Source organism: Flavobacterium gelatinilyticum (genome assembly GCF_027111295.1).
Classification (GTDB): domain Bacteria; phylum Bacteroidota; class Bacteroidia; order Flavobacteriales; family Flavobacteriaceae; genus Flavobacterium; species Flavobacterium gelatinilyticum.
This window is the reverse complement of sequence record NZ_CP114287.1, coordinates 1,877,519-1,902,320: the sequence shown is the minus strand read 5'-3', so window position 1 is coordinate 1,902,320 and position 24,802 is coordinate 1,877,519. Positions and strand designations below refer to the sequence as shown.

Below are 24,802 nucleotides of genomic sequence, written 5' to 3'. Positions count from 1 at the left end.
ATCTTAAAAATAAAACTTATTTATCCTTTTTAAATAATCTGTTTAAGGCAGCTGTTCCTGTAGTTTTTTAATTTCATCACGAAGTTTCGCAGCCTGCATAAAGTCTAGTTCTTTTGCTGCTTTTTCCATTGTTTTGCGTTTCTCACGAATCATTTTTTCCAGATCAGCTTTCGACATATAGGCTGTTTCAGGCTCTGCTGCAGTTGGTACAGTATGTCCTAATTCATATTCAACCAAAGGATTTTTAGTAAATACACTTTCGATTTTCTTGTTTAAAGCCTGAGGTGTTATGTTGTTTTCAACATTAAAATTAATCTGTTTGGTACGTCTGTAGTTGGTTTCGTCAATCGTTTTCTGCATACTGGCGGTAATTTTATCGGCATACATAATTGCTTTACCATTTAGGTTTCGGGCCGCACGTCCTATCGTTTGGGTTAACGAACGGTGATTTCTTAAAAAGCCTTCCTTATCAGCATCCAAAATAGCGACAAGAGAAACTTCCGGTAAATCTAAACCTTCACGAAGTAAGTTAACTCCAATTAAAACATCAAAAAGTCCTTTTCGTAAATCCTGCATGATTTCGATACGTTCTAAAGTATCAATATCAGAATGGATATAACGGCATCGAATACTAACTTTAGTTAGATATTTGGCTAATTCTTCGGCCATTCTTTTGGTTAATGTTGTAACCAAAACCCTTTCGTCTAATTCGCATCGAACCTGAATTTCCTCGATCAAATCATCAATCTGGTTTAAACTTGGGCGTACTTCTATAGTTGGGTCTAGTAATCCGGTTGGACGAATAATCTGCTCGACATAAATTCCATCCGATTTTTGTAATTCGTAATCGGCTGGGGTTGCAGAAACGTAGATTATCTGATTCTGCATGGCTTCAAACTCTTCAAATTTCAGAGGTCGGTTGTCCATGGCAGCTGGTAACCGGAAACCATATTCTACCAGATTTTCTTTTCGGCTTCGGTCACCTCCGTACATTGCATGAACCTGCGAAACGGTTACGTGGCTTTCGTCGATTACCATTAAATAATCACTTGGGAAATAATCCAGCAGGCAGAAAGGTCTTGTTCCGGCTTCACGCCCGTCTAAGTAGCGGGAGTAATTCTCAATTCCGGAGCAGTAGCCTAGTTCCCGAATCATTTCTAAGTCAAAATTGGTTCTTTCTTCCAGACGTTTGGCTTCGAGATGTTTTCCTATTTCTTTGAAATAATCGACTTGCTTTACTAAATCCTGCTGAATCTGCCAAATGGCTCCTTGCAGGACTTCAGGAGAAGTCACAAACATATTGGCCGGATAAATCGTCAGTCTTTTAAACTTTTCAATTACCTGAGATGTTTTGGCGTCAAAAGATTCAATTTCCTCAATTTCATCTCCAAAAAAATGAATCCGGTAGGCATCATCTGCATAGCTCGGATATACTTCTACGGTGTCGCCTTTAATTCTAAAAGTCCCCGGATTAAAATCGGCTTCGGTTCTGGCGTATAAACTCTGCACCAGACTATGTAATAATTTAGTTCTTGAAATAACCTGATCCCGGCTGATTTCAATTACGTTTTTTTGAAATTCAACAGGATTTCCAATACCATACAAACACGAAACAGATGCTACAACCAAAACGTCACGTCGTCCCGAAAGAAGGGAAGAAGTGGTACTTAAACGCATCTTTTCAAGTTCTTCATTGATAGATAAATCTTTCTCAATAAAAACTCCCGTTACAGGCATAAAAGCTTCGGGCTGATAGTAATCGTAGTACGAAACGAAATATTCAACAGCGTTATTAGGGAAAAACTGCTTGAACTCTGAATACAATTGCGCTGCCAGTGTTTTATTATGGGCCAAAACCAAAGTAGGTCGCTGAACTTCCTGAATTACATTGGCTACAGTAAAGGTTTTTCCGGATCCTGTAACTCCTAATAAAGTTTGATATTTATCTCCGTCGACTACGCCCTGAGCCAGTTTTTGAATGGCTTGCGGCTGATCTCCTTTTGGACTGTATTCTGAAGCTACCTGGAATTTCATGTTTTTATGGGCTGAAAAATTTAGTTTTGTAAAGATACAAAGTTTGAATTCGATTCTAAAAAATTAATGATGGCATCATTTGTAATTTTTGGCTGATCGATGGTCAGGAAATGTCCGGCATCTTTTATAATTTTTGTTTTGCTTTTTGCTAAATATTTTTGGGCACGTTCCAGGCTTTCTTCAGAATTTATAACGTCTTTATCGCCAATTAAAACCAAAACGGGATTTTGAATCGACTGTAGTTCCTTGTCTGAAAACGGATGCATTTTGAACATGCTCGAATTTGATTTTGCGTATTTGTTGGCCAGATAGAATTGTCTTTTGTAAACCGGACTTATGTTTTCCGGATGTGTTGAAAAGGTCGATAATGTTTTTCCGAATTTCTTTTCACTTGGAAAAAGTTTCAGCATTAACGCTGAGGTTGTTTTGCCAACTTTATCGATGAATTTAAAAGTTTGTGCCGGACTTAATAAAACAATTTTATCAATAGAATTGTTTTTTTGAGACGCGAGTAATGTTGCAATCCAGCCGCCTCGTGAAGCTCCAATGATGTCGAATTTCTTTAATTTATAATGATCGAAAATTTCATTGTAATAAACCACTATTTCTTCAGATGAAAGCGGCTTTGCTGTTAGATTAGATTTATTAGGTTCCATAATAAAATCGATTGCATAAATGCGATGATTTTTTGCTAAAGTTTTGATATTAGGATACCACATTGTTGAGCTGGCGTCCATTCCGTGCAGTAAGACCAAATCTTTTCCGTTTTTTGGACCTGCAAGTATAACATGCGCAGTCCCGAAACTGGTTTTTATATTTTCCTCAGTGTATGGAACATTCCAAAGCTTCAGGGATTTATCGTAAGCAGTTTGATATTTTATCTCTTCGTTTTTGGTTTTAAAAACATAGTCGTCAAATTTTGCTTTTTTAGAAGCACAGCTTGTAACTAAAAAGAGCACGACAGCTAATCTGGAATATAGTTTTAACATAGTAATAAAATTCAATTTTCAGCTTAAAGTTACGATTAACGTAAGCGGAAAACGTATCAGAATTTTATTTTAAAGTATCATAATTTTAAGATTCATTCTTTTTGGACAAATAATATACCTGAACCAAGGCTAAAATTGCATTTGGAATAATTACGGGTAAAAGCCATTGGTTTAAGTCTCTGTAATCGTTTAGAAAAATCCCATAGATTACAAAACAGATACATCCAAACATATTAATGAAACGGATTGCTCTGAGATTTTTCAACAAAAAACCACCTACAATAAAAACAGACGCGAGATAACCTATATATTCTGCCATAATTTTGATATTAATACTTTTTATAAATGTAGGAAAAGTAAATTGTAAAATCAAAGTTTGATTTTGTTGTGTTTACATTACTTCAATTTTTTAGGATTTCGGCTGGTATGTCTAACCCTTAAAATGTGAATTTCTTTTTGAGTTGTTTTATAAGATATTCTGTAGCTGTAAATTTCGTAGGCACGATAATTACCATTATTATCGATCTTCATCTCATCCAATTCATAAATTTCCGAACTTGATTGTAAAATAGCTGCTGAATTATAAATAGTATCAATGACCTTGTTTGTTACATTTCTGCTTTTTGATTCTTTAAGTATATGAAAGTAGATTTTTTCGAGTTGATTTAAAGCTGTTTTTGACCAGATTACTTCTTTTTCCATTCCTCTATCTTATTCTTAACTTCATCATGAGAATAAAAATTACCGCTTTGAATATCTTCTTCGGCAACTTTTAAATCATTATTGTACTCTTCAGAATAGTTTTTAGAGGGGGTTTTTCGACTATCTAATATGGTTTTTAATGCTGCCAAAAAAGTGTCATCATCAATTTTTTCGATTTCAGAAATCAAAATATTTTTAAGTTGAAGCGTGTTCATAATAGAATAATTTCATCGAAGTTACGAAACAAAATTTATAGAGAATACTAAGAAATCTTAAAATTTCCAAGATTTTTGTTCAGCTTCACTTAAAAAACTCCAAGCTATGATTCGGCTGTTTTTTTGTCCCTGTGCCATATCGATGGTTTTAACAGAAACAGCGTTTACTTTTTTTAAAGTTTTATAAATCGATGGAAGATTTTCTTTTTTAGATACTAAAGTAGTGAACCATAAACACTGAGAAGCATATTTGGCACTTTCGTAAATCATTTGGGTTATAAATCCAATTTCGCCGCCATCGCACCACAACTCTGCATTTCTACCGCCAAAGTTTAAAACAGGATTGGTGTTTCTTTTGTCCTTTGGATTTAAATTTGAAACTTTTCTTGAAGCGCTTTTGTTCGCTTCTTCGGCAGAAGCATGAAAAGGCGGATTACACATCGTAAAGGTAAAACGGTCTTCGGGGATAATAATATTTTTGAAGATAAACCGCTGTTCTGTTTGCTGCTGTAAACTGATGGCGTCTATTAATTTGGGATTACCTTCGATAATTTTACTGCAGTTTTCTATTGCTTTTTTGTCAATATCTGTTGCAACAAAACTCCAGTCATAAATCGAATTTCCTAATATCGGATAGATACAGTTTGCGCCTGTTCCAATATCTAAACCTAAAACAGATGAACCTCGCGGAATCTGGTTGTTATTGCTCTCGGTTAATAAATCAGCGATATAATGAATATAATCAGCACGTCCTGGAATTGGGGGACACAGATAATTTTTAGGAATATCCCAGTTTTGAATGTCATAATACGTTTGAAGCAAGGCTTTGTTTAAAGTCTTTACGGCAAGCGGATCACTAAAATCAACAGTTTCGATTGCGTGTTTGTTTATGGAAACAAAGTCTTTGAGTTCCGGACAATTTGAAATGAGTTTTTCAAAATCGTATCGCGTACGATGAAGATTTCTGGGGTGTAAATTGCTTTTTTCGGAATTGTCGTTTGCTTTCATTTTCATTGATTTCGAAGCAAAGATAAGGATTCAATTTTTGTTTAGAAAAAGCAGCAGAGAAGCTTCATATTTATAGCTTATTAATTTAACCAAAGAAAAGAAGCTGCGTAGAAGTGAAATGACAATTTGCGTTACCTCTCTAGAGCTTTAAATCTTTCAAATTTAAAAACTATAAATATATCGTTCTGTTGGGATTTTTTTAATCAAAACATTCCATTAAAAGAAGATCGCCTTCACGATGTGTGATGGTTACAAGACCGTCTTTTTCAACAGAATTACTGCTTCCGGTTCTGTATCCCATTGTCAGTGTATCGTCATGTAACTCATATTTCAGATTTTCCGAAGAGATTCCGTTTACAATACCAATCGGGATAAGCGAAATAGGCGTTTTTGCTGTATACCACTTTTCGAATTTTGTTGGTAAAAGAAAAATTTTCGAATGATCGTCGAGAATCACAATTTTTAATAAATCGCGATAACGAACAATTTGTGTCAGGTTTGTAATCGTATGATCGGCGCGTTTTCCGGTTGCCCAAACTACGTTTACGGCAGGTATTTTTCTTTCGATTAAGTAATCAAAAGCTTTCTCAAGATCTGTTTTGTTCTGATCTGGTGTGTGAACAATTTCAATTGGATATTGAGAAGTTTTGTAAAATTCAGGATCAAAGCCCCTGTCGAAATCACCCAAAAGCACATCGACTTTTATTCCTAATTCCATAACCCTTTCTATAGCTGAATCGAGTACAATTACCAATGGAGACCATTCTAGTAATTGACCTAATAATTCAGGGTTACAGGCCGCTCCGTTTGCAATAATTAAGGCAGGTTCCTGGTCGTCGCGTACGATATGGTGTGAAGACATTTGTGTTTATTTAAAATGTGGTGCAAATGTACGAAAGTTATGGGCTTTGACCGGAGAACTATTATTTTAATTGGCTTTGAAAGCGACAGCATCAACTTCTATCTGCATTTTGTCGAGTGCTAATCTTGGTACAGGAATCAATGTGCTGGCAGGAAATGGTTTGTTTTTCCAGATTTTGCTAATTTCTTCTTCCCATATTTTTAGTTTTTCAGAAGAATGGTCTACAATCAGAATCGTAATTTTCATTACATTTTCCGGCTTCAAATTATAACTGTTTAGAACCGTTGTAAGGTTTTGCAAAGCAGTCTGAACTTGTTCTCTAAAATCGGGGCTCAAAATATGTTCTTTGCCTAAACCGCCGCTCTGACCTGAAATATATACCAGTTCTCCAGATGTTTTTACAGAAGATGCATGGCTGAAGCCATACGGAGCAGGATTGAATAAAGACTCGGGATTTTTGAAAGTTTGCGCTTTTGCGTGGAATGTACAAATACACAATACAGAGAGAAGTAAAAGTTTCATGTTTTAAAAATTAGAATTAAGATGCAAAGGTTTCTCAATTCTAATTTTTAAACATTTACATATGTTGAGATTTATAATTTTAACGAAAATTAGATTTAGATTAATCAAGAAGTCTTCTGTGATAATTAATCTGCCCTAAATGATACGCTAAATGTGTTGAAAGGTGAATTAAAAAGAATCCGGTTGTCATTTCTTTTTCAAAAACAATTTCAGGATAAATGCTTTCTAGTTCGGTTTCAGTCAGAGAGTCCAGAACTTTATTTACAACAATAATAGTATTTTCAATTTTGACTATTAATTCTGTTTTCGGAATATCCTTTGAAGAAAATTCCAGCGGACGATTTCGGATATATCCGGTATTTCCAAGCTGAGCTCCAATATAAGTATTCAGATTTCCCATCAAATGCAGACACAAATTGCCTGCTGAATTTGCTATATTTTTATCAATTGCCCAGATGGCTTCTTCGTTTTGATAGGATTCTATTTCGACTTTTAGTTTTTCTAAATCTCTGTTAAAAAGAGTTTTTAAAGATTCAATTACCATCTTAATTTCTGTTTTTTATTGGAATCCAGATTTCTTCTTCAGAATCAGGATCGTCTTTTTTATATTTATGATCCATTACAGCAAAATGTGGGCGGTCGTCTACCGTGTATTCAGATTTCGGGAGCCATTCGGTAAAAATAGAATGATACGTTGTATGTGCGTTTGATGCAGGACCATAATGTACAAAAACAGCATACAAACCATCCGGAACGATTAAGGTTTCCATATCGGACGGAATTTCATCGTAATTTTTAACTTCTACAGCAGCCCATTTTTGAAAGGTTTTGCCGGGATCAAAATTATCAAAATGATGATTTGGAAAAACTTCAAGAGAGTATAAATTTTCGTTTACCGTATTTTTAATGTTTTTGCGGTGAGGCATAAAACCGCTCCACAATTCAAAGGTTTTATTTTCTATAAAAGACATATCGATGTGCCTGCCGAGCAACTTTTTTTCGGCTGAAGTTTCTATTCTTGCTTCCATATTTTTAATTTATTCAATTGTGAATTTTTTTGTCTGACATTCACTCAGCGAAAAATACCCCAGCGGATAATTGGCTTTTTCAGTCGTATTAATAATATTTCCTTTTACTGTCGCGGGCGGTGATTGAAAAGGACCGCCAACATTGGTTCCTGCTATGCTTACCAGTATATTCATGTAATTATAATATTGTTTGGAAATTCCGAAATGAGTAATTTCAATTACATCTCCGGGTTTTAGTTCATCATCATCTGAAACGCTGAAAAATTCATTCCCCTGAAAAAACTTATCTTCATCTACATAAAATTTTGAAGTTACTTTGTTCGAATATACATATTTGTACAAATAAAAATTGTTTATATCGGGCGGATCATTGTAATAGGCGCGAATTTCGATATCTTCTCCCGTAAAACCTCCCTCATTGTTTTGATCTATTCGGGTAATTGGGGCTACTGGTTTTAAAGTTTCGGATGCGGTATAAGTATTACCGCCGCTTATTACGGTAAGGGTATAGGTTTCGTCAATTTTAGGTACAAATGTATTGCAGACATAACGGCCTGTATTTTGAATTTCGGTAAAATTAAACTGCACGTTCTGACTGTTTTTAATATAAATAACAGCATCGGAAACAGTTGGAATTACATTTTCAAAATAGCCTGTGGTTGTACTTAATTTTACGGTCTGCTGTTTTCCTGTTGTGCCTTTTTCCCAGTTTATAGAAGCTTCTATAACTAATTTTGGAGGCGCTGTATCCAGATCGACATCTACAACTTCTTCGCAGCTTGTAATGAAAACCGAGACAAATAAGACAAAAAATGTGATTGCTTTTTTCATGATATAACTGGTGTATTAAAAACGCATTCTTAAAATTTGAAATTATAGCTGACGGCCGGAACAATGCCAAATATAGATAACTGAACGGCTTCGTTTACACCGGTATCTGTATTTTGTCTGAAATTAATAGACGCGGCATTACTGCGGTTGTATAAATTGTAAATACTGAAAACCCATTCGCCTTTCCAGTTTCGGCCTTTGTTTTTTGAAGGTGTCAGTGTTGCCGAAATATCCAGATGATGATAAGCAGGAAGACGGTTTTTGTTTCTTAAACCATAACTCGGAACCGTGATTCCCAGATATTCATATTGTGAATTTGGATACGAAACGGGCTGTCCTGACTGCAAAGCGAAGTTAGCGCCAAAAGACCATTTTTCGTTTAAATTGTATGCAGAAGTAATCGCTAAATTATGGGTTTTATCGTAAGGAGAGCTGTACCATTTTCCGTTATTGATTCCGGTTTCTTCCGGCGTTCTTCCGGGTGTCTGCTGTTCTGATTTTGATAAAGTATACGAAATCCAGCCATTGAATTTACCAGTATTTTTTTTGAACATTATTTCTAAACCATACGCACGCATTTGGCCGTTTAGAATTACCTGTTCAATAGCATTGTTCGCAATTAAATCGGCTCCGTCAATGTAATCCAGACGGTTTTGGATTTCTTTGTAAAAAGCTTCGGTTTCAAGAGAATATTCACCGTCTTTAATATTTCTAAAATAACCCAATGCTGCCTGATCAGCAATTTGAGGTTTGATGTAATTATCACTAGGCATCCATACGTCAAGCGGTGTAGGGGATGAGGTATTAGATACCAGCTGAAGATACTGCGCCATACGATTGTAACTCGCTTTAATGGCCTGATCATCGTTTAACTGATAAGAAACAGAAAATCGCGGTTCTAAATTATTATAATCTTTAATAACCTGATTTTTGCCGAAATATTTAGTAGAAACCGGTTCTCCTTTTTCATAAATCTCTGTATTAGGATCAAAAACAACGGGATTGTTGTTTTCGTAATAATTAACGGTTGAAGCACCTAAACGATAAAACAAACTGTAACGAAGCCCGTAAGCCAATGTGATTTTTTTTGAAATCTGATTTTCGGCATCCAGATATATTGATTGCTCAAAAGCATATTTTTTGTCTAGCTGTTCGGGGTTGATTCCGGATATTTTGCTGCTCGGTTTTATCGTTCCGGGATTAAAATCATAATAAATTCCGTTAAGACCGTAATTCAATTTGAATTTTTCTGAAATGTAATTTTTGAAATCGTATTTCAAATTGTAATTTTTGATTCCCGAATCCCATTTAAAACCAACATAATCAAGATCTAATCCGTAATAGTAATCACTGTAAATTAAAGATAAATTTGAAAATAATTTACTGGAATATAAATGATTCCAGCGGAGATTTAAAGTTGAATTGCCGTAAATGTTAGTGAAGCTTTTATTAAGACTGAAAACATCACGTCCAAAATATCCGGATAAATATAAACTGTTGTTGTCGTTTAATTTATAGCTTAATTTGGTGTTCAGGTCATAAAAATAAGCAGCATTATCTTTATTGTCTTCCGAAAGTTTCAGGAATAAATGAGCATAAGAAGTTCGTCCTCCAATTAAAAAAGAACCTTTGTCTTTTACAATAGGACCTTCCAGAAGAAGCCGGCTGGAAATCAAACCGATACCGCCATTTATATGGAAATTTTTGCTGTTTCCGTCTTTCTGATATATTTCTAAAACAGAAGAAGCCCGTCCGCCAAACCGTGCAGGAATACCACCTTTATATAATTTTAAATCCTTTATGGCATCGGGATTAAAAACAGAGAAGAACCCAAATACGTGAGAAGAATTGAAAATCGTTGCTTCATCCAGTAAAATCAAATTCTGATCTGCACCGCCGCCCCGAACATTAAATCCTGAAGCGCCTTCTCCGACATTGGTGACTCCCGGGAGCAGTAAAATAGATTTTAGTACATCAACTTCTCCTAAAACAACCGGCATTTTTTTTATAGCCGAAATAGAGAGTTTGTTAACGCTCATTTCTGGCGATTTGATGTTGATTTTGCCTTTGTTTTCGGTTATGATGACTTCCTGAAGCTCTTCACCGCTTTCGTTTAGTAAAAAAATAGTTTTAGTATTCTTGTTTAAAACAATAGTTTGTTCAATTGATTGATAGCCTATGTAACTGATTTCGATTTGATGCTCGCCCCGCGGAACGGTCACGGAGTAAAATCCGTATTCGTTTGTGATGGTTCCGATTTTTAAGGCCGGGAAATAGATAGTAACGCCAATTAGTGTTTCATTATTTTTTGAATCTTTTATAGTACCGCTTAAGGTAAATTTTTCCTGAGAGTAAGAAGTAAAAGCCGTGAGGATAATAATTATAAAAACACTAATTTTTTTTGTAATCATTGTACTGGTTTTGATATACATAGATAACGATTCTCACTAAATATCACGGCAGAAGTTTTGTTAAACATTAGTTAAGAATAAAAAAAGGACAACCTTTAGAGTTGTCCTTTTATAGGATAAAAATACGCTTAAAACGTATTTCTGAATTATTTAATTTTTGAAATAATAGCGTTAAATGTTTCGCTAGGACGCATTGCTTTGCTTACTAATTCCGGAGTAGGCTGATAGTAACCGCCAATGTTCTGAGCTTTTCCTTGTGCTCCAATTAATTCTGCGTCGATTTTAGCTTCATTAGCTTCAAATTCAGCAGCAATTGGAGTGAAGATCGCTTTTAATTCAGCATCTTTATTTTGAGCTGCCAAAGCCTGAGCCCAGTAGAATGCTAAATAAAAGTGAGAACCACGGTTGTCAATCTGACCTACTTTACGAGCAGGAGATTTATCGTTTGCAAGGAATTTGTCGTTAGCCTCGTCAAGAGTTTCAGCTAAAACAATAGCTTTAGAATTGTCTAAAGTTTGTCCTAAGTGCTCTAATGAAGCACCAAGAGCTAAAAATTCTCCTAATGAATCCCAACGTAAATATCCTTCTTCTGTAAATTGTTCAACGTGTTTAGGAGCAGAACCTCCGGCACCAGTTTCGAACAATCCACCGCCGTTCATTAAAGGAACGATAGATAACATTTTTGCAGAAGTTCCTAATTCTAAAATTGGGAATAAATCTGTTAAGTAGTCACGTAAAACGTTTCCTGTAACAGAGATAGTGTCTAAACCTTTGATAATTCTGTCTAAAGTAAATTCAGTTGCAGCAATTGGGTTTAAAATGCGGATATCTAAGTTTGCAGTATCGTAATCTTTAAGGTATTTTTGAACTTTTACGATTAATTCTCTGTCGTGTGCTCTGTTTTCGTCTAACCAGAAAACAGCAGGAGTGTTTGATAAACGAGCTCTGTTTACAGCCAGTTTAACCCAGTCCTGAATTGGAGCGTCTTTTGCCTGACACATTCTGAAAATATCGTTTGTTTCAACGTTTTGTTCCATTAAAACATTTCCGTTTGTATCCACAACACGAACAACACCGTCAGCTTTCATTTGGAAAGTTTTGTCATGAGATCCGTATTCTTCTGCTTTTTGAGCCATTAATCCAACGTTTGGAACGCTTCCCATTGTTTTTGGATCAAAAGCACCGTGTTTTTTACAGAAATCAATTGTAGCTGTATAAACTCCAGAGTATGATCTGTCCGGGATAACAGCAATAGTATCTTGTGCTTTACCTTCTTTGTTCCACATTTGTCCCGAAGTACGGATCATTGCCGGCATAGAAGCATCAACAATAACATCAGAAGGAACGTGTAAGTTTGTAATTCCTTTATCAGAATTAACCATTGCCAGGGCTGGTCCGTTTTCGATTGCCTGGTTAATAGCCGCTTCAACTTCAGCCTGCTCAGGTCTTCCAGCAATTTTAGCGTAGATATCGCCTAAACCATTTTTAGTGTCAACATTTAATTCAGCGAATAAAGATTCGTATTTTTTGAAAACATCTGCAAAATATACTTCAACGATAGCGCCAAAGATAATTGGGTCAGAAACTTTCATCATAGTTGCTTTTAAGTGTACAGAAAGTAATACTCCTGCCGCTTTAGCTTCAGCAATTGCATCGGCTGCAAAAGCTTTTAATTTTTTTACACTTAAAACAGAGCTGTCAATAATTTCACCTGCTTTTAATGGTGTACTTGCTTTTAAAACAGTTGTAGAACCGTCTTTAGCAACGAATTCAATTTTTACATCATTTGCTTCATTTACAGTAAGTGATTTTTCACTTCCGTAGAAATCGCCGTTTGACATAGAAGCAACCTTAGTTTTTGAGTCAGCAGACCATGCGCCCATTGAGTGCGGATTTGCTTTTGCAAAGTTTTTAACGGCTCTTGGAGCTCTACGATCAGAGTTTCCTTCACGTAAAACAGGGTTTACAGCAGAACCTAATACTTTAGCGTATTTTGCTTTAATTTCCTTTTCAGCGTCATTTTGCGGATCTTCAGGAAAATTAGGCACATTGTATCCGTGAGACTGTAACTCAGCAATAGCTGCTTTTAATTGAGGTACAGATGCAGAAATGTTTGGTAATTTGATAATGTTAGCTTCCGGCTGTGTAGCTAACTGACCAAGTTCAGCAAGGGCATCACCTGTTTTTTGAGCATCTGTTAAAGACTCAGGGAAATTAGATAAAATTCTTCCTGCTAAAGAGATGTCTCTTGTTTCGATAGCAATACCTGCTGTAGAAGTAAAAGCTTGAACAATAGGTAGTAAAGAGTAGGTCGCTAATAGAGGCGCCTCATCTGTTAAGGTGTAAAAGATTTTTGAATTCTGTGTCATTTTTTTTTTTTTTTATAAGCGTGTCGTCATAAAATGACGATTTGTAAAGTATGGTCGGCTCAAAAAATGAGCGGAGCAAATATAATAAAAAACCTTCCGAAATCGGTGTAGTTTTGATTTGGAGGGTATGAATTACGAGATTGTTATTTCGGGCTCCTTAAATTATCAAATCGATGAATTAGATATTAAAAAATTGCAGTATTTATATTCATTGACCTTAAGGCATAAAAAAAACTCGTTTCAATTGGATTAAAACGAGTTTTTTATAACAATTTGATAAATGATTATCTTCTTTTATCTTTAATCTTAGCTTTTTTACCAGTAAGTTCTCTGAAGTAGAAAATTCTAGCTCTGCGAACTGCACCTTTTTTGTTAACTTCGATTTTTTGTAAAGCTGGTAAGTTTACCGGGAAGATACGCTCAACTCCAATAGCTCCAGACATTTTACGAATCGTGAAAGTTTCTGTGTTACCAGAACCTCTTCTTTGAATAACAACTCCTTTAAAAAACTGAGTTCTTGTTTTTTCACCCTCTTTAATTTCGTAGAAAACTGTGATTGTGTCTCCAGCTCCAAATTCAGGGAAATCTTTTTTAGCAACGAATTCGTTTTGAACGAACTTTAATAAATCTGCCATGATAATTTTTATATTATTGTTTAGATAGAGCAACATTCACGGATCTCGCCAGAGGTTGGTCTAATTCGGGTGCAAATGTAAAAAATAATTATAAATTATGAATTATAAATTGTAAATTTTTTAAGTTGTTGATAAAATGGCAGTTATGGTTGTTTTTGTTTCAGGTTTCAGGTTTTGCTTTTAGAACTTGAAACAAATAAAACTTTAAACCTGAAACAACTTTAGTTTCCTTCCAGTAAATCCGGGCGTCTGTTTTTAGTATGTTCGTATGCGGCATCTTCGCGCCATTTTTCGATTTTTGCGGCGTGTCCGCTGGTTAAAACTTCCGGAACTTTCCATCCTTTATAATCCGCAGGCCTTGTATATATAGGTCCAGAAAGTAAATTATCCTGAAAACTATCAGTCAAAGCCGAGGTTTCATCACTTAAAACCCCCGGAATCAATCGAATCAAAGCATCAGATAAAACCAAAGCTCCTAATTCTCCTCCGGATAAAACATAATCTCCAATTGAGATTTCTTTGGTAATAAAATGATCCCTCACACGCTGGTCTACACCTTTATAATGACCGCATAAAATAATAATGTTTTCATACATCGACATTTTATTTGCCATTTTCTGGTTTAAAGTCTCTCCGTCAGGCGACATATAAATGATTTCATCGTAATCCCTCTGACTTTTTAAATGCGTAATACAATCGTCAATAGGCTGTACCATCATAACCATTCCGGCACCGCCGCCAAATTGATAATCGTCGACACTTTTTTGTTTATTAGTGGTATAGTCGCGTAAATTATGAAAATGTACTTCGACTAAACCTTTATCAATTGCACGTTTCATAATCGATGCCTCAAACGGGCTTCTCAATAATTCAGGTAAAATCGTTATAATGTCAATTCGCATTTTTTTATTCAGGTTTTGAAGTGCAAAGATACAAAGTAAATATTTGAGAATTTTAGTGTTTTTAAAATTGCTGTTTTCTGAATTAAATTAATAATTTTAAATAAAAAAGAATAGATGTCCTCCCAAAAAACAAAAATTGCAGCCATAACAGGCAGTACAAGAAAAAATTCGAGTAATTTTAAAATTCTAAAATATATTTCAGAGAATATAAAGCAGAATTTTGAAGTCGAAATATTTGAAGGTCTGGATCAATTACCGCATTTTAATCCCGATTTGGATATAGAGAATCCGCCAAAAGAAATTACCGTTTTCAGAGATCTGATTTCTAAAGCTGACGGTGTTATAATTTGTACTCCCGAATATGTTTTTAGTCTCCCCGGAAGTTTAAAGAATGCTTTAGAATGGTGTGTGTCTACAACCATTTTTGCTAATAAAAAAACGGGTTTGATTACAGCATCGGCATCAGGAGAAAAGGGACATGAACAGCTTATGCTGATTATGAAAACACTTGAAGCCGGGTTTGATAATGAAACACAGCTTTTAATTCAGGGTATTCGTGGAAAAATTGATGGAGAAGGTAAAATTACAAATGAAGAAACCGAAGAGGCACTTCAAAACTTTATAAAAAATTTTGAGAACCAATTTTTAGATTAGATTTAATTTCTGAATTTAGCGTAAAATGATTACACGAAGAAATTTTATTATAAATACAAGTCTCGCTGCAACAGCTGTTTTGGCTTTACCTTCATTTGCATTTACTATGAATAGAAAAGAAATTGGTTTACAATTATACACCCTTCGAGATGAGCTTCCTAAAGATGTAAAAGGGGTTTTAGAAAAAGTGGCGAAAGCAGGATTTACAACTGTAGAAACATACGGGTTTTCTATAAAAGACCGTTTTTGGGGATTATCTCCCGAAGAATTAAAAGAAATCCTCGATGATAATCATTTAAAAGCTGTAAGCGGACATTATAATTTGGGCAGTTTTTTATACGATGGAAACACATCAGAATTAATTGCTTCAATTGAAGCGGCAAAAACTCTGAAAAGCGAATTTCTTACCGTACCTTGGATTGATGAACCTTTTAGACGAAATAGTGAAGATTATAAAAAAATCGCATCCCGTTTAAATGAGGCTTTAAAAAGGTGTAAAGATGCCGGACTAAAACTGGCCTATCACAATCATGATTTTGAATTTCAAAAATACAATGGCGTAACGGGTTACGATATTTTATTAAATGAAACCGATAAAGAAGTTTACTTCGAATTGGATTTATACTGGGTAGTCTATTCAGGAAATGATCCTTTAAAATTGTTTAATGAAAATCCGGGACGTTTTAAAATGTGGCATGTAAAAGACAGGGATAAAGAAAACCAAAATTTGAATACAGAAGTTGGTTCCGGTACAATTGATTTTAAACCATTTTTTAAAGAAGCAAAGCAATCAGGAATGATTCATTTTTTTGTGGAACAGGAAAATAATTTTGAATTTAGTTCTTTTGAATCGATTAAAAAGAGTTGTGAATTTATATCCAAAAACGTAATCTGATATTAGTAATTTATGAAGAAACTCTTTTTTTTATTATGTGTGATTTTGTGTTCCTGCCAGTCTAATAAAGAAGAAAAAACAAAAACAAACCACATTCAGGCACCGCCTCCAGCTCCTTATTTTACAGATATTAAGGTGAATGACGTCAAATTGGGTAAGCCGGCTTATGGTGACTGGCTTTTTTCGCATAAAGAAAAAGGACAGAGTTTTGAGCAATTTCTGAACACAAAACATATTGTCCCGACAAAAGAGGAAAATATTATTTATTTACAGCCTATGGGGAAATTCAATTCACTGCAAACGAAGCAGATTGAATTGATTCGTCAGTATTTAGAAATATTTTTTCAGTTGGAAACTAAAGTTTTAAGTACAGTTTCGAATGATGTGGTTCCAAAACAAGCCAGACGAATAGGAGATATGGGACAGGAACAATTTCTGGCAGGTTATATTTTAGACAGTGTTTTAAAAAAGGAAAAACCACATAAAGGAATCGCTTTAATGGCTATAACAGAAAAAGATTTGTACCCAAAACCAGAATGGAATTTTGTCTTTGGACTGGCTTCTTACAGAGATAAAATTGCGGTAAGTTCAATCTACAGACTTCATGATGAAAATCTGGAAGGAGCAGATTTTAGTGTATGTCTGGAAAGATTATTGAAAATATGTTCGCATGAAATTGGACATATGTTTGGGCTTCGTCATTGTATTGAAGCAAATTGTGTGATGAACGGAACAAACAGTATTGCAGAAACCGATATGCATTCGATAAGATTATGTTCGCTCTGCCAGCTAAAATTACAATCAGGATTTAATTATGACAATGTAAAAAGACTGAAAGACCTGGAAAAATATTTTAAAGAAAACAATCTTGTCGAAGATTTAGAATTAATGCAAAAGGATCTGGAAAAGATTAAAAATAAATAAGAAATAAGAAATGAAAACAAGTAAAGAGTTTATAAAAGGAGACGAAATAGAATGGGAAGCAGCAGGAGAAGGAATCAAACGTAAAATCCTGGCTTACGATGAAAGAGTAATGCTCGTAAATGTGCATTTTGAAAAAGGAGCAATCGGTGTTTTGCACGATCACTACCATTCACAGGTTACATATGTGGCAGGTGGTAAGTTTGATGTAACTATAAGCGGTGTAACACAGACTTTAAAAGAAGGTGATAGTTTCTACATTCCGCCGCACGCAGTTCATGGAGTAGTGTGTCTGGAAACCGGAATGCTTACTGATGTTTTCAGTCCAATGAGAGAGGATTTTTTGAAATCATAAAGGATTTAAAATCAATAAAATTGTCTTTAGAACGGTGAGAATCAAATGCTGGTTTTTTAAAATTATATATTTTTTAAAGTTTCAATAAGAATTAGATTGGTATTTTTGCAGCATGAATTTATCTAAAACGAATGTACTTTTTATGGCAGTCTGCACTGGTCTTATAGTTGCAAACTTATATTACTGCCAGCCTTTGATTGTTTTAATTGCCAACGAATTTAAAATTCCTGAAGCCAATGCCGGAACAATAACCTACTTAACACAGGCAGGTTATGCTGTGGGATTGTTTTTTATGGTGCCGCTTGGTGATAAAATAGAACGTAAAAGGCAGATTTTAATGACCACTTTTGCCTCTGTAATTGCATTATTGATTGCAGCGACGGCCAGAAGTTTTCTTATTTTACAAATTGCTTCATTGCTTATTGGAATCACTTCGATTGTACCCCAGCTTATTCTGCCTCTCGCAGCCTCATTGAGTGCTCAGGAACAGCGTGGAAAAGTCGTTGGAACCATTATGAGCGGTCTTCTGGTTGGAATTTTACTTTCCAGAACTTTAAGCGGTTTTATTGGAGAAGTTTTAGGCTGGAGATCGATGTTTTATATCGCAGCCGGAATTTGTCTGCTGATCTTTTTTGTCATTCAAAGTAAATTCCCTGTCAATAAACCTCAGTTTAAAGGAACGTACGGTCAGTTAATTCAGTCTTTGTTTACACTTATTAAAACACAGCCTGTTTTAAGAGAAGCAACCGCAATAAACGTTTTCAGTTTTGCACAATTTGGAGCTTTCTGGACTACAATGGTATTACTGCTTTCAGGCGAACCTTTTAACTTCAACAGCGCCACGATTGGTTTATTTGGGATTGTTGGAGCTTCGGGAGCTTTGGCAGCTCCTTTGGTGGGCAAAATTGGTGATAAAGGAAATTCCAGAATTGCAGTTGGGTATGGTTGTTTGTTGATATTAATAAGCTTTTTGGTCTTTTATTTTTCAATAGAAAGTGTCATTGGAGTTGCTGTTGGAATTGTATTTATTGATATTGGGATTCAGGGTGTTCATATTTCAAATCAAACCCGAGTTTATTCATTATTACCCGAAGCCAGAAACCGATTGAATACCGTTTTTATGTCGTTCAGCTTTTTAGGAACGGCTGCAGGATCTGCATACGGATTATTGCTTTGGAAACTGGGCGGATGGCACGCTGTCACTATCGGCTGTGTGGTTTTATCTTTAGTATCATTAATGGTTTACGGACTTACTTATAAATCAAAATCTAAAAAAAGGAAAGCACAAAACGATTAAAAAATTAATTTGTAAATTTGCTTTCGAATTAAAAATAACAACAATGGAAAACGGAATATACGCTAAATTCAATACTAGTAAAGGTTCGATTTTAGTAAAACTTACACACGATTTAACACCTGGAACTGTAGGAAACTTTGTGGCTCTTGCAGAAGGAAATATGGAAAATAAGGTAAAACCTCAGGGACAAAAATTCTATGATGGTTTAACTTTTCACAGAGTAATTGCTGATTTCATGATTCAGGGAGGATGTCCAAAAGGAACTGGAACAGGAGATCCGGGTTATAAATTTGATGATGAATTTCACCCAAGTTTAAAACACGATCGTCCGGGAGTTTTATCTATGGCAAACTCAGGACCTGGAAGCAATGGTTCTCAGTTTTTCATTACACACGTACCAACTCCTTGGTTAGACGGAAAACACAGTGTTTTTGGATACGTTGTAGAAGGACAGGATATTGTTGATGCAGTGGCTCAGGGTGATGCTCTTGAATCTGTAGAAATTATCAGAGAGGGAGAAGAAGCTCAAAAATGGAATGCAATTGAAGCATTCGTTGGTTTAAAAGGTGCTCGTTTAAAAAGAGAAGCAGCTTTAAAAGCAGAATCTGAAGCTAAAATGGAACAATTGGCAGCTGGTTTTGATAAAACTGAAAGCGGTTTACGTTACAAAATGATTCAAAAAGGAGAAGGAAAAAGAGCTGAAGCAGGAAAAACAGTTTCTGTTCACTACGAAGGATCTTTAGAAAATGGAAAAGTTTTTGATTCATCTTACCCGCGTAAAAAACCAATCGAATTTAAATTAGGAATTGGACAGGTTATTGAAGGATGGGACGAAGGTATCGCTTTATTACAAGTAGGAGACAAAGCTCGTTTTGTTATTCCTTCTGATTTAGCTTACGGACCATCAGGTGCAGGAGGAGTTATTCCGCCAAATGCAACTTTGATTTTTGACGTTGAATTAATGGACGTGAAATAAGAATTTACAAAACAATTTAAAAGTTGTTTTTAAATAATAATCCCATTCGGCGACCGAATGGGATTTTTTTACTTATAAAAGAAATGAGGAGAACTATAATTTCATCAGTTACACTAGTATTTCTTGCAGCATGTGGTACAAGACAATCGCAAGTAGAAACGCCGTCTGGCTTTGATAAAAAGTTTTATTGATTCACAATTGTAGTCTTTCAAAATAAACCATAAAAAAAGACAATTCAGTTTTATATTGAATCGTCTTTTTTGCTTTCAAATAGATATAAAAAAACACCGTCACAAAATGAGGTGTTTAAAAAGTTACGAATGATGTACAGCCGTGTTGTCTACCGCGATTATTTTTAAAGTTTTAACGCCCGCCGGTAATTCCCAGTCTACTTCGTCATTTTCTTTAAAACCAATAATAGCGACGCTTAAAGGTGCCAGGATCGATATTTTTGATTGTTTTACGTCTGCAGATGATGGTAAAACGATTTGTATTTTCATTTGCTTGTTCGCTTTTACATCTTCGATAGTTACAAAAGAATTAATTCGTATAACCGAACTGTCCAAATCGCTTTCTTTGCTGATTACAGCACGGTCTAATTCCTGCGAAAGCTGATTGGCTTCTTTTGTATTTGTTGAGTTTTTACTTTTTAAAATCAATTCTCTTAGAAATTGATAATCTGATTTACAGAAAGTGGGTGTTGGTTTCATATCTATTTGAATTTTATTATTATACTTTGTTATTTAATTTTTTTGAATGATTTTTCTTCTTTTGTGCTTTTCGTAACGAGTTTTTCTCCTGCCTGCTTGTTTAAAAACAGGATTTATGCATGAAAAAATTAATTTGAAAAACAAAAAAATATCTGACCAAATTTGAATTTGTCAAATAAATAAATGTTTAAAATTGATGTAAATCCTCCGCCTGAAAGAAGAAAAGTGAAATAGACGGAGGCCTAATTAATAAAGGCCTTACTCTGTGAAATAAGTACAGCAGAAAGCGGCTTTCTCCTGAAAGAAAAAAGCAAAGCAGAAACTGTAAATATTGTTATAGTGTTCACAATGAGTAGTTTTGTTTATTTTGCAAAGATAGTAAACTTTTTTTAAATGAGTTATAAAAGTCTATTTCCATTTAATATTGCACCCAATACTTGGTTTTTGGATCTCGCTTAATGTACGATTGTAAATCAATGCGTCTATTGCATTTCTTAAATCAGTTCCGCTTAAAGGGATTCCGTTTCCGGGTCTGGAATCGTCCAGCTGTCCTCTGTAGAATAATCTGTTCTGACTGTCAAATAAATAGAAATCAGGGGTACAGGCTGCATCATACGCTTTTGCTGTTTCCTGGTTTTCATCATATAAATACGGAAAGTCGATTCTGTTTTGCAAAGCAAATTCAGTCATTAATTCCGGTGAATCTTCAGGATATTTTTCGACATCGTTGCTCGAAACAGCAATAATGCCCAATCCCTGAACACGATAATCATTGGCGATCATCACAATTTCATTGATAACATGAAGCACAAACGGACAATGGTTACACATAAAAACAACAAGAGTACCTTTTGATCCTTTTAAATCTTCAAACGAATAGGTATTGTTTGAATTGGTGTCTTTCAGGTAAAACTCCGGAGCAATTGTTCCAAGCGGAATCATATTTGAATTTGTACGTGCCATTTTTACAAATAATTAGATTTCAAAATTAACTTTAATTATCTGTAAAAAAAATAATGCAGGAATAAATATAAGGTTATGCCGAGGATGAGGTAATTTTTGATGCATATCCTAGCCACAGATTTTAAAGATCAAAATAGATTATAATCTTTAAAATCATTCAATCTGTGGCAGAAAATTTTCTTATGAATTCAAAAAGTCAACTAAATCCCTGTTCAGCCTGTCTTTTTCAGTATAAAACAAACCATGAGGTGCTCCTTCATAAACTATGAAAGTGTTGTTTTTGATTGCTTTGGCTGTTTTTTCTGAGCTCACTTCAAGCGGTACATTTTTATCATCGTTTCCATGAATTATTAAAGTAGGAACGTTAATGGTATGAAGTTCATCTCTAAAATCGGTCGTATTTAAAGATTCTGCACATTTTAATGTTGCTCTTGGTGAAGCTGCAGAACATAAATTTCTGTAATATTCTAATAATGCTGTACTTAAAGGTTTGTTGATGATGTTAACTCCAAAAAATATTTTGCCAAAATTATCCAAAAAGCCAATTCGGTCTTCGTTTATAGAAGCTGCTGTTGCTTCACTCTTTTCTTTTGGACGTCCTTCCGGATTATCTTCGGTTTTTAATAAAAATGGAATTATAGAAGAAATTAAAGCTGCTTTCTCAACACCTTTTCCATGATGCCTGCTAAAGTAACGAACTACTTCGCCGCCTCCCATAGAAAAACCTACTAAAGTAACATTTTCTAATTGCAGCTGATTGATGATTTCGCTCAAATCATCTGTAAGGGTATCATAATCATATCCGTTCCATGGCTGTGACGATTTGCCAAAACCGCGGCGGTCATAAGCAATTACCCTGAAATTATTTTGTACCAAAAAGTCAATTTGATATTCCCACATTTCGTTAGAAAGAGGCCATCCATGAATTAAAATTACCGGTTTTCCTTTTCCATAATCCTTTACATAAAGTTTTACGTTTGTGGCTGTTTCTATGTATTTATCTGTATTTTGCTGGTGAATATTAAAGTCTAAATCTCGCAGAGATGTTTCCGGATTAATGATATTGTTTTCCATCTGTATATTTTTTTACGATTAGTTCAAGAAAATTGATTAGTAAAATTAATTTGACCTGTAAAAAAGCGGTTATAGAATTAGTACTATTAATTACAAAATTTATAGGTTTGTAAATAAACCTTTTAAAATATGGATTTAACCTGGAGCGAGTTCGAAAGAACCGATATGCGAGTGGGAACAATTGTAGAGGTAAATGATTTTCCCGAAGCCAGAAAACCGGCTTATCAGTTAACAATAGATTTCGGTTCCGAAATTGGAATCCGAAAATCATCGGCACAAATTACAAAACGCTATAAAAAAGAAGATTTGGTAAACCGACAAATCGTTGCAGTAGTAAACTTTCCGAAAAAACAAATAGGGAAATTCATGAGCGAATGTCTGGTTCTTGGTGCTGTAGGCGAGGAGGGAGATGTAATTTTATTAGCTCCTGATTTTAAAATTGAAAATGGACTTAGGATTGGATAGTTTTATAGTGTTCAGTCTCAGTTTGAATCTGATGACTGTAATCTGAGACTGAATACTAAAAACCTGATAACTTAACTAATCTTTTCAATAAGCTGCTTCAAAATTTCCTGTCCTTCTTCCCAATATTTCAAATCAGAATCAGAGTTGATGTGTCCTTGTAGGCCTACGTTTATAAAATCGCTTCCCCATTTTTCGGCAAAATATTTTTTTCTTTCAAATAAGGCGTAAGGATCATTTTCGCTTGCTACAACTATCGACGGGAACGGAAGCGTGTACAAAGGCATTGGTGAAAAATTTCGGATACTATCCGGAGTATGTTCTGGTGAATCAACATCCGCAGGAGCTACTAATAAAGCGCCAATTATATTTTTATTGCTATTGTTTTCGGCCCAGTGCAGTACTAAAGAAACTGCCAGACTGTGCGCTACTAAAATAGTTGGACTTTCCAGTTTTAATACCGTTTCGTTTAAGCGGGCGATCCAGTCTTCGCGAACCGGCTCATCCCAGTTGTCCTGTACTAAACGAATTGAGTTTTTGAATTTCTCATGCCAAAAGGTCTGCCAGTGTTTTTCGCCTGAGTTTCCCAGTCCTGGTAAAATTAATAGTTGTGTCTCCATTGCCGTGGATTTTATTTAGTGATTTATTTTTTGCGTTCGTTTAGAATTCTGTGCACTTCATTTACAAGAAGAGGGAAAGCAGGTTCTGTCATTCCGTGATTATAACCGTCTAATTCATAGATTTTTGTCTGTGTATGTCCCGTCAGTTTCATCATTCTGGCCAAATAAGCATTTTCTTCATAACGTCCCAGTATTTCCAGTTCGCGGTCGCCGGTAATTAATAAAAGAGGCGGAGCATCGGCACGAACGTAATACAAAGGTGCGAAAGCATCAATTATAGGTTGTTTTTCCGGAATTCCGTTTTGTCTTCTTATTTCAAAATGTGTGATGCATTGCGCACTGAACGGAATAAGTCCTGCAATTTTATTGGCGTCGACTCCTTCTTTTTGGAGCCATTTTTTATCTAATCCAATTATGGCACCCAAATAACCTCCGGCAGAATGTCCGGAAACAAAAATCTTAGAAGGATCGCCCCCGTAACTGCTGATGTTGTTAAAAGCCCAGCTTACGGCTGCTGCTGCATCTTCAATGGCTTTTTCGGCTTTTGCTCTTGGTGATAATCTGTAATTAACTCCAATAATCGCAAAACCTTTATTTTTTAAAGCTTCAGGAATTTCTTTGTTTCCTCCGGTTAACCCGCCGCCGTGAAACCAGATAATAGTAGCAAAGTCTTTATTGTTTTTAGGGTAATAAATATCTAAAACACATCTTTCGTTTATATAGGAGTCTGATTTGTTTACAGCGATATTATAATATTGGATGTTTGATTTGGTGTCGTAATCTAATTTTTGTGCCAGAGATGCCATGCTGATAAACAGAAAGCTCAGTAGAAAAGTTAATTTTTTCATTATAAAATATTTGAATTTCGATTTACAGATTCAAAATCTAAAATCGATTAAATTAATAGAATTTAAATATATAAAAAAAGTCCAAAATGCTGAACAAATTGGACTCGTACTTTTTTAAAAAAGTTATATGGACTTAAATATCGTCAAAATCAATATCGGTAAAGCTGGATCTTTGTACTTCAGCTTTATCAGAACTGTATTCTTTTTTGAAATCTTTTTGATGTCTTTCAGAGATTACTTCTTCGCCTTTGTGGTTTAAAACGTATGAAGTCATTTCTTCTAATATTTCTGCGAAAGCACTGAAATCTTCTTTGTACAAGTAAATTTTGTGTTTTTTAAAGTGAAACGAACCATCTTCCTCAGTAAATTTTTTGCTTTCGGTAATTGTAATGTAATAATCGTCAGCTTTGGTAGCTCTCACATCAAAGAAATAAGTTCTTCTTCCTGCTCGTAATACTTTAGAAAAAATCTCTTCTTTTTCTAACATGTCATTTTCTCTCATAATACGTTCTATCATTT

General features: G+C 34.9%; 28 protein-coding genes. 7 read left to right on the top strand and 21 right to left on the bottom strand.

What is annotated here, in order from left to right; genetic code table 11:
- Positions 1-42: 42 nt before the first annotated feature.
- From uvrB to trmD, 15 genes are all read right to left on the bottom strand, one after another.
- Positions 43-2,034, bottom strand: a complete 1,992-nt coding sequence (uvrB, locus tag OZP11_RS08225) for an excinuclease ABC subunit UvrB (RefSeq protein ID WP_281234739.1) — start codon at positions 2,032-2,034, stop codon at positions 43-45.
- A gap of 20 nt (positions 2,035-2,054) precedes the next feature.
- The gene (locus tag OZP11_RS08220; protein WP_281234738.1) at positions 2,055-3,023 is read right to left on the bottom strand and encodes an alpha/beta fold hydrolase; all 969 of its coding nucleotides are present in this window, start codon (positions 3,021-3,023) and stop codon (positions 2,055-2,057) included.
- 85 nt (positions 3,024-3,108) lie between these two features.
- Positions 3,109-3,342 carry a uroporphyrinogen decarboxylase gene (locus OZP11_RS08215; RefSeq protein ID WP_281234737.1) on the bottom strand — a complete coding sequence of 78 codons (234 nt, stop codon included), beginning with the start codon at positions 3,340-3,342 and terminating at the stop codon, positions 3,109-3,111.
- Between the two features lie 77 nt (positions 3,343-3,419).
- Positions 3,420-3,725, bottom strand: a complete 306-nt coding sequence (locus tag OZP11_RS08210) for a type II toxin-antitoxin system RelE/ParE family toxin (protein ID WP_281234736.1) — start codon at positions 3,723-3,725, stop codon at positions 3,420-3,422.
- Positions 3,710-3,940: a hypothetical protein gene (locus tag OZP11_RS08205; RefSeq protein WP_281234735.1), complete on the bottom strand. Its 231-nt coding sequence runs from the start codon at positions 3,938-3,940 to the stop codon at positions 3,710-3,712. The genes OZP11_RS08210 and OZP11_RS08205 overlap by 16 nt, the downstream gene beginning before the upstream one ends.
- A gap of 57 nt (positions 3,941-3,997) precedes the next feature.
- A complete protein-coding gene (rlmF, locus tag OZP11_RS08200; protein WP_281234734.1) occupies positions 3,998-4,948 on the bottom strand; it encodes a 23S rRNA (adenine(1618)-N(6))-methyltransferase RlmF in 951 nt (316 codons plus the stop codon).
- Positions 4,949-5,147: 199 nt separating this feature from the next.
- A complete protein-coding gene (locus OZP11_RS08195) occupies positions 5,148-5,810 on the bottom strand; it encodes a thiamine diphosphokinase (RefSeq protein WP_281234733.1) in 663 nt (220 codons plus the stop codon).
- A gap of 66 nt (positions 5,811-5,876) precedes the next feature.
- The gene (locus tag OZP11_RS08190; protein ID WP_281234732.1) at positions 5,877-6,332 is read right to left on the bottom strand and encodes a RidA family protein; all 456 of its coding nucleotides are present in this window, start codon (positions 6,330-6,332) and stop codon (positions 5,877-5,879) included.
- A gap of 100 nt (positions 6,333-6,432) precedes the next feature.
- A complete protein-coding gene (locus OZP11_RS08185; RefSeq protein WP_281234731.1) occupies positions 6,433-6,876 on the bottom strand; it encodes a DinB family protein in 444 nt (147 codons plus the stop codon).
- Between the two features lies 1 nt (position 6,877).
- Positions 6,878-7,360 (bottom strand): GyrI-like domain-containing protein, encoded by a 483-nt coding sequence (locus tag OZP11_RS08180; RefSeq protein WP_281234730.1) that lies wholly within the window; start codon positions 7,358-7,360, stop codon positions 6,878-6,880.
- Positions 7,361-7,369: 9 nt separating this feature from the next.
- Positions 7,370-8,191 carry a DUF4249 domain-containing protein gene (locus OZP11_RS08175; RefSeq protein ID WP_281234729.1) on the bottom strand — a complete coding sequence of 274 codons (822 nt, stop codon included), beginning with the start codon at positions 8,189-8,191 and terminating at the stop codon, positions 7,370-7,372.
- 29 nt (positions 8,192-8,220) lie between these two features.
- Positions 8,221-10,602, bottom strand: a complete 2,382-nt coding sequence (locus tag OZP11_RS08170) for a TonB-dependent receptor (RefSeq protein WP_281234728.1) — start codon at positions 10,600-10,602, stop codon at positions 8,221-8,223.
- 146 nt (positions 10,603-10,748) lie between these two features.
- Positions 10,749-12,971, bottom strand: coding sequence for an NADP-dependent isocitrate dehydrogenase (locus OZP11_RS08165; RefSeq protein WP_281234727.1), 2,223 nt, complete (start codon positions 12,969-12,971; stop codon positions 10,749-10,751).
- Between the two features lie 284 nt (positions 12,972-13,255).
- Complete coding sequence (gene rplS, locus OZP11_RS08160; protein ID WP_068843578.1) at positions 13,256-13,606, bottom strand: 50S ribosomal protein L19; 351 nt, start codon at positions 13,604-13,606, stop codon at positions 13,256-13,258.
- A gap of 221 nt (positions 13,607-13,827) precedes the next feature.
- Entirely contained in the window at positions 13,828-14,508 is a 681-nt protein-coding gene (gene trmD / locus OZP11_RS08155; RefSeq protein WP_281234726.1) for a tRNA (guanosine(37)-N1)-methyltransferase TrmD, read from the bottom strand.
- 114 nt (positions 14,509-14,622) lie between these two features.
- Here trmD and OZP11_RS08150 point away from each other — a divergent pair, with 114 nt between their 5' ends.
- From OZP11_RS08150 to OZP11_RS08125, 6 genes are all read left to right on the top strand, one after another.
- Entirely contained in the window at positions 14,623-15,162 is a 540-nt protein-coding gene (locus OZP11_RS08150) for an NADPH-dependent FMN reductase (protein ID WP_281234725.1), read from the top strand.
- Between the two features lie 25 nt (positions 15,163-15,187).
- Complete coding sequence (locus OZP11_RS08145; protein WP_281234724.1) at positions 15,188-16,057, top strand: sugar phosphate isomerase/epimerase family protein; 870 nt, start codon at positions 15,188-15,190, stop codon at positions 16,055-16,057.
- 12 nt (positions 16,058-16,069) lie between these two features.
- Positions 16,070-16,981, top strand: coding sequence for an archaemetzincin family Zn-dependent metalloprotease (locus OZP11_RS08140; protein WP_281234723.1), 912 nt, complete (start codon positions 16,070-16,072; stop codon positions 16,979-16,981).
- A gap of 10 nt (positions 16,982-16,991) precedes the next feature.
- Entirely contained in the window at positions 16,992-17,333 is a 342-nt protein-coding gene (locus OZP11_RS08135; protein WP_281234722.1) for a cupin domain-containing protein, read from the top strand.
- Positions 17,334-17,475: 142 nt separating this feature from the next.
- Complete coding sequence (locus tag OZP11_RS08130) at positions 17,476-18,630, top strand: MFS transporter (RefSeq protein ID WP_281234721.1); 1,155 nt, start codon at positions 17,476-17,478, stop codon at positions 18,628-18,630.
- A gap of 43 nt (positions 18,631-18,673) precedes the next feature.
- Positions 18,674-19,606, top strand: a complete 933-nt coding sequence (locus tag OZP11_RS08125; RefSeq protein ID WP_281234720.1) for a peptidylprolyl isomerase — start codon at positions 18,674-18,676, stop codon at positions 19,604-19,606.
- Positions 19,607-19,920: 314 nt separating this feature from the next.
- Here the strand turns inward: OZP11_RS08125 and OZP11_RS08120 are convergent, their stop codons facing one another.
- The 3 genes from OZP11_RS08120 to OZP11_RS08110 all read right to left on the bottom strand — a co-directional run bounded on the left by OZP11_RS08120 (position 19,921) and on the right by OZP11_RS08110 (position 22,353).
- The gene (locus OZP11_RS08120) at positions 19,921-20,316 is read right to left on the bottom strand and encodes a GreA/GreB family elongation factor (RefSeq protein ID WP_281234719.1); all 396 of its coding nucleotides are present in this window, start codon (positions 20,314-20,316) and stop codon (positions 19,921-19,923) included.
- Between the two features lie 408 nt (positions 20,317-20,724).
- On the bottom strand, positions 20,725-21,279 hold the full coding sequence (locus OZP11_RS08115) for a thioredoxin family protein (protein WP_281234718.1): 555 nt from the start codon (positions 21,277-21,279) through the stop codon (positions 20,725-20,727).
- Positions 21,280-21,459: 180 nt separating this feature from the next.
- Complete coding sequence (locus tag OZP11_RS08110; RefSeq protein WP_281234717.1) at positions 21,460-22,353, bottom strand: alpha/beta fold hydrolase; 894 nt, start codon at positions 22,351-22,353, stop codon at positions 21,460-21,462.
- Positions 22,354-22,482: 129 nt separating this feature from the next.
- Between OZP11_RS08110 and OZP11_RS08105 the strand changes: the two genes are divergently transcribed.
- Positions 22,483-22,818, top strand: a complete 336-nt coding sequence (locus OZP11_RS08105) for a tRNA-binding protein (RefSeq protein ID WP_281234716.1) — start codon at positions 22,483-22,485, stop codon at positions 22,816-22,818.
- A 71-nt stretch (positions 22,819-22,889) separates the two neighbouring features.
- On the opposite strand, the gene OZP11_RS08100 is transcribed toward OZP11_RS08105, so the two are convergent.
- The 3 genes from OZP11_RS08100 to OZP11_RS08090 all read right to left on the bottom strand — a co-directional run bounded on the left by OZP11_RS08100 (position 22,890) and on the right by OZP11_RS08090 (position 24,785).
- Positions 22,890-23,435: an RBBP9/YdeN family alpha/beta hydrolase gene (locus OZP11_RS08100; RefSeq protein WP_281234715.1), complete on the bottom strand. Its 546-nt coding sequence runs from the start codon at positions 23,433-23,435 to the stop codon at positions 22,890-22,892.
- Between the two features lie 23 nt (positions 23,436-23,458).
- The gene (locus OZP11_RS08095) at positions 23,459-24,283 is read right to left on the bottom strand and encodes an alpha/beta hydrolase (protein ID WP_281234714.1); all 825 of its coding nucleotides are present in this window, start codon (positions 24,281-24,283) and stop codon (positions 23,459-23,461) included.
- A 133-nt stretch (positions 24,284-24,416) separates the two neighbouring features.
- Complete coding sequence (locus OZP11_RS08090; protein WP_281235512.1) at positions 24,417-24,785, bottom strand: PUR family DNA/RNA-binding protein; 369 nt, start codon at positions 24,783-24,785, stop codon at positions 24,417-24,419.
- Positions 24,786-24,802 lie beyond the last annotated feature (17 nt).

Bases quoted from the DNA above. Each gene is read 5' to 3' on its own strand.
- uvrB (WP_281234739.1), bottom strand. From the start codon at position 2,034: ATGAAATTCCAGGTAGCTTCAGAATACAGTCCAAAAGGAGATCAGCCG.
- OZP11_RS08220 (WP_281234738.1), bottom strand. From the start codon at position 3,023: ATGTTAAAACTATATTCCAGATTAGCTGTCGTGCTCTTTTTAGTTACA.
- OZP11_RS08215 (WP_281234737.1), bottom strand. From the start codon at position 3,342: ATGGCAGAATATATAGGTTATCTCGCGTCTGTTTTTATTGTAGGTGGT.
- OZP11_RS08210 (WP_281234736.1), bottom strand. From the start codon at position 3,725: ATGGAAAAAGAAGTAATCTGGTCAAAAACAGCTTTAAATCAACTCGAA.
- OZP11_RS08205 (WP_281234735.1), bottom strand. From the start codon at position 3,940: ATGAACACGCTTCAACTTAAAAATATTTTGATTTCTGAAATCGAAAAA.
- rlmF (WP_281234734.1), bottom strand. From the start codon at position 4,948: ATGAAAGCAAACGACAATTCCGAAAAAAGCAATTTACACCCCAGAAAT.
- OZP11_RS08195 (WP_281234733.1), bottom strand. From the start codon at position 5,810: ATGTCTTCACACCATATCGTACGCGACGACCAGGAACCTGCCTTAATT.
- OZP11_RS08190 (WP_281234732.1), bottom strand. From the start codon at position 6,332: ATGAAACTTTTACTTCTCTCTGTATTGTGTATTTGTACATTCCACGCA.
- OZP11_RS08185 (WP_281234731.1), bottom strand. From the start codon at position 6,876: ATGGTAATTGAATCTTTAAAAACTCTTTTTAACAGAGATTTAGAAAAA.
- OZP11_RS08180 (WP_281234730.1), bottom strand. From the start codon at position 7,360: ATGGAAGCAAGAATAGAAACTTCAGCCGAAAAAAAGTTGCTCGGCAGG.
- OZP11_RS08175 (WP_281234729.1), bottom strand. From the start codon at position 8,191: ATGAAAAAAGCAATCACATTTTTTGTCTTATTTGTCTCGGTTTTCATT.
- OZP11_RS08170 (WP_281234728.1), bottom strand. From the start codon at position 10,602: ATGATTACAAAAAAAATTAGTGTTTTTATAATTATTATCCTCACGGCT.
- OZP11_RS08165 (WP_281234727.1), bottom strand. From the start codon at position 12,971: ATGACACAGAATTCAAAAATCTTTTACACCTTAACAGATGAGGCGCCT.
- rplS (WP_068843578.1), bottom strand. From the start codon at position 13,606: ATGGCAGATTTATTAAAGTTCGTTCAAAACGAATTCGTTGCTAAAAAA.
- trmD (WP_281234726.1), bottom strand. From the start codon at position 14,508: ATGCGAATTGACATTATAACGATTTTACCTGAATTATTGAGAAGCCCG.
- OZP11_RS08150 (WP_281234725.1), top strand. From the start codon at position 14,623: ATGTCCTCCCAAAAAACAAAAATTGCAGCCATAACAGGCAGTACAAGA.
- OZP11_RS08145 (WP_281234724.1), top strand. From the start codon at position 15,188: ATGATTACACGAAGAAATTTTATTATAAATACAAGTCTCGCTGCAACA.
- OZP11_RS08140 (WP_281234723.1), top strand. From the start codon at position 16,070: ATGAAGAAACTCTTTTTTTTATTATGTGTGATTTTGTGTTCCTGCCAG.
- OZP11_RS08135 (WP_281234722.1), top strand. From the start codon at position 16,992: ATGAAAACAAGTAAAGAGTTTATAAAAGGAGACGAAATAGAATGGGAA.
- OZP11_RS08130 (WP_281234721.1), top strand. From the start codon at position 17,476: ATGGCAGTCTGCACTGGTCTTATAGTTGCAAACTTATATTACTGCCAG.
- OZP11_RS08125 (WP_281234720.1), top strand. From the start codon at position 18,674: ATGGAAAACGGAATATACGCTAAATTCAATACTAGTAAAGGTTCGATT.
- OZP11_RS08120 (WP_281234719.1), bottom strand. From the start codon at position 20,316: ATGAAACCAACACCCACTTTCTGTAAATCAGATTATCAATTTCTAAGA.
- OZP11_RS08115 (WP_281234718.1), bottom strand. From the start codon at position 21,279: ATGGCACGTACAAATTCAAATATGATTCCGCTTGGAACAATTGCTCCG.
- OZP11_RS08110 (WP_281234717.1), bottom strand. From the start codon at position 22,353: ATGGAAAACAATATCATTAATCCGGAAACATCTCTGCGAGATTTAGAC.
- OZP11_RS08105 (WP_281234716.1), top strand. From the start codon at position 22,483: ATGGATTTAACCTGGAGCGAGTTCGAAAGAACCGATATGCGAGTGGGA.
- OZP11_RS08100 (WP_281234715.1), bottom strand. From the start codon at position 23,435: ATGGAGACACAACTATTAATTTTACCAGGACTGGGAAACTCAGGCGAA.
- OZP11_RS08095 (WP_281234714.1), bottom strand. From the start codon at position 24,283: ATGAAAAAATTAACTTTTCTACTGAGCTTTCTGTTTATCAGCATGGCA.
- OZP11_RS08090 (WP_281235512.1), bottom strand. From the start codon at position 24,785: ATGAGAGAAAATGACATGTTAGAAAAAGAAGAGATTTTTTCTAAAGTA.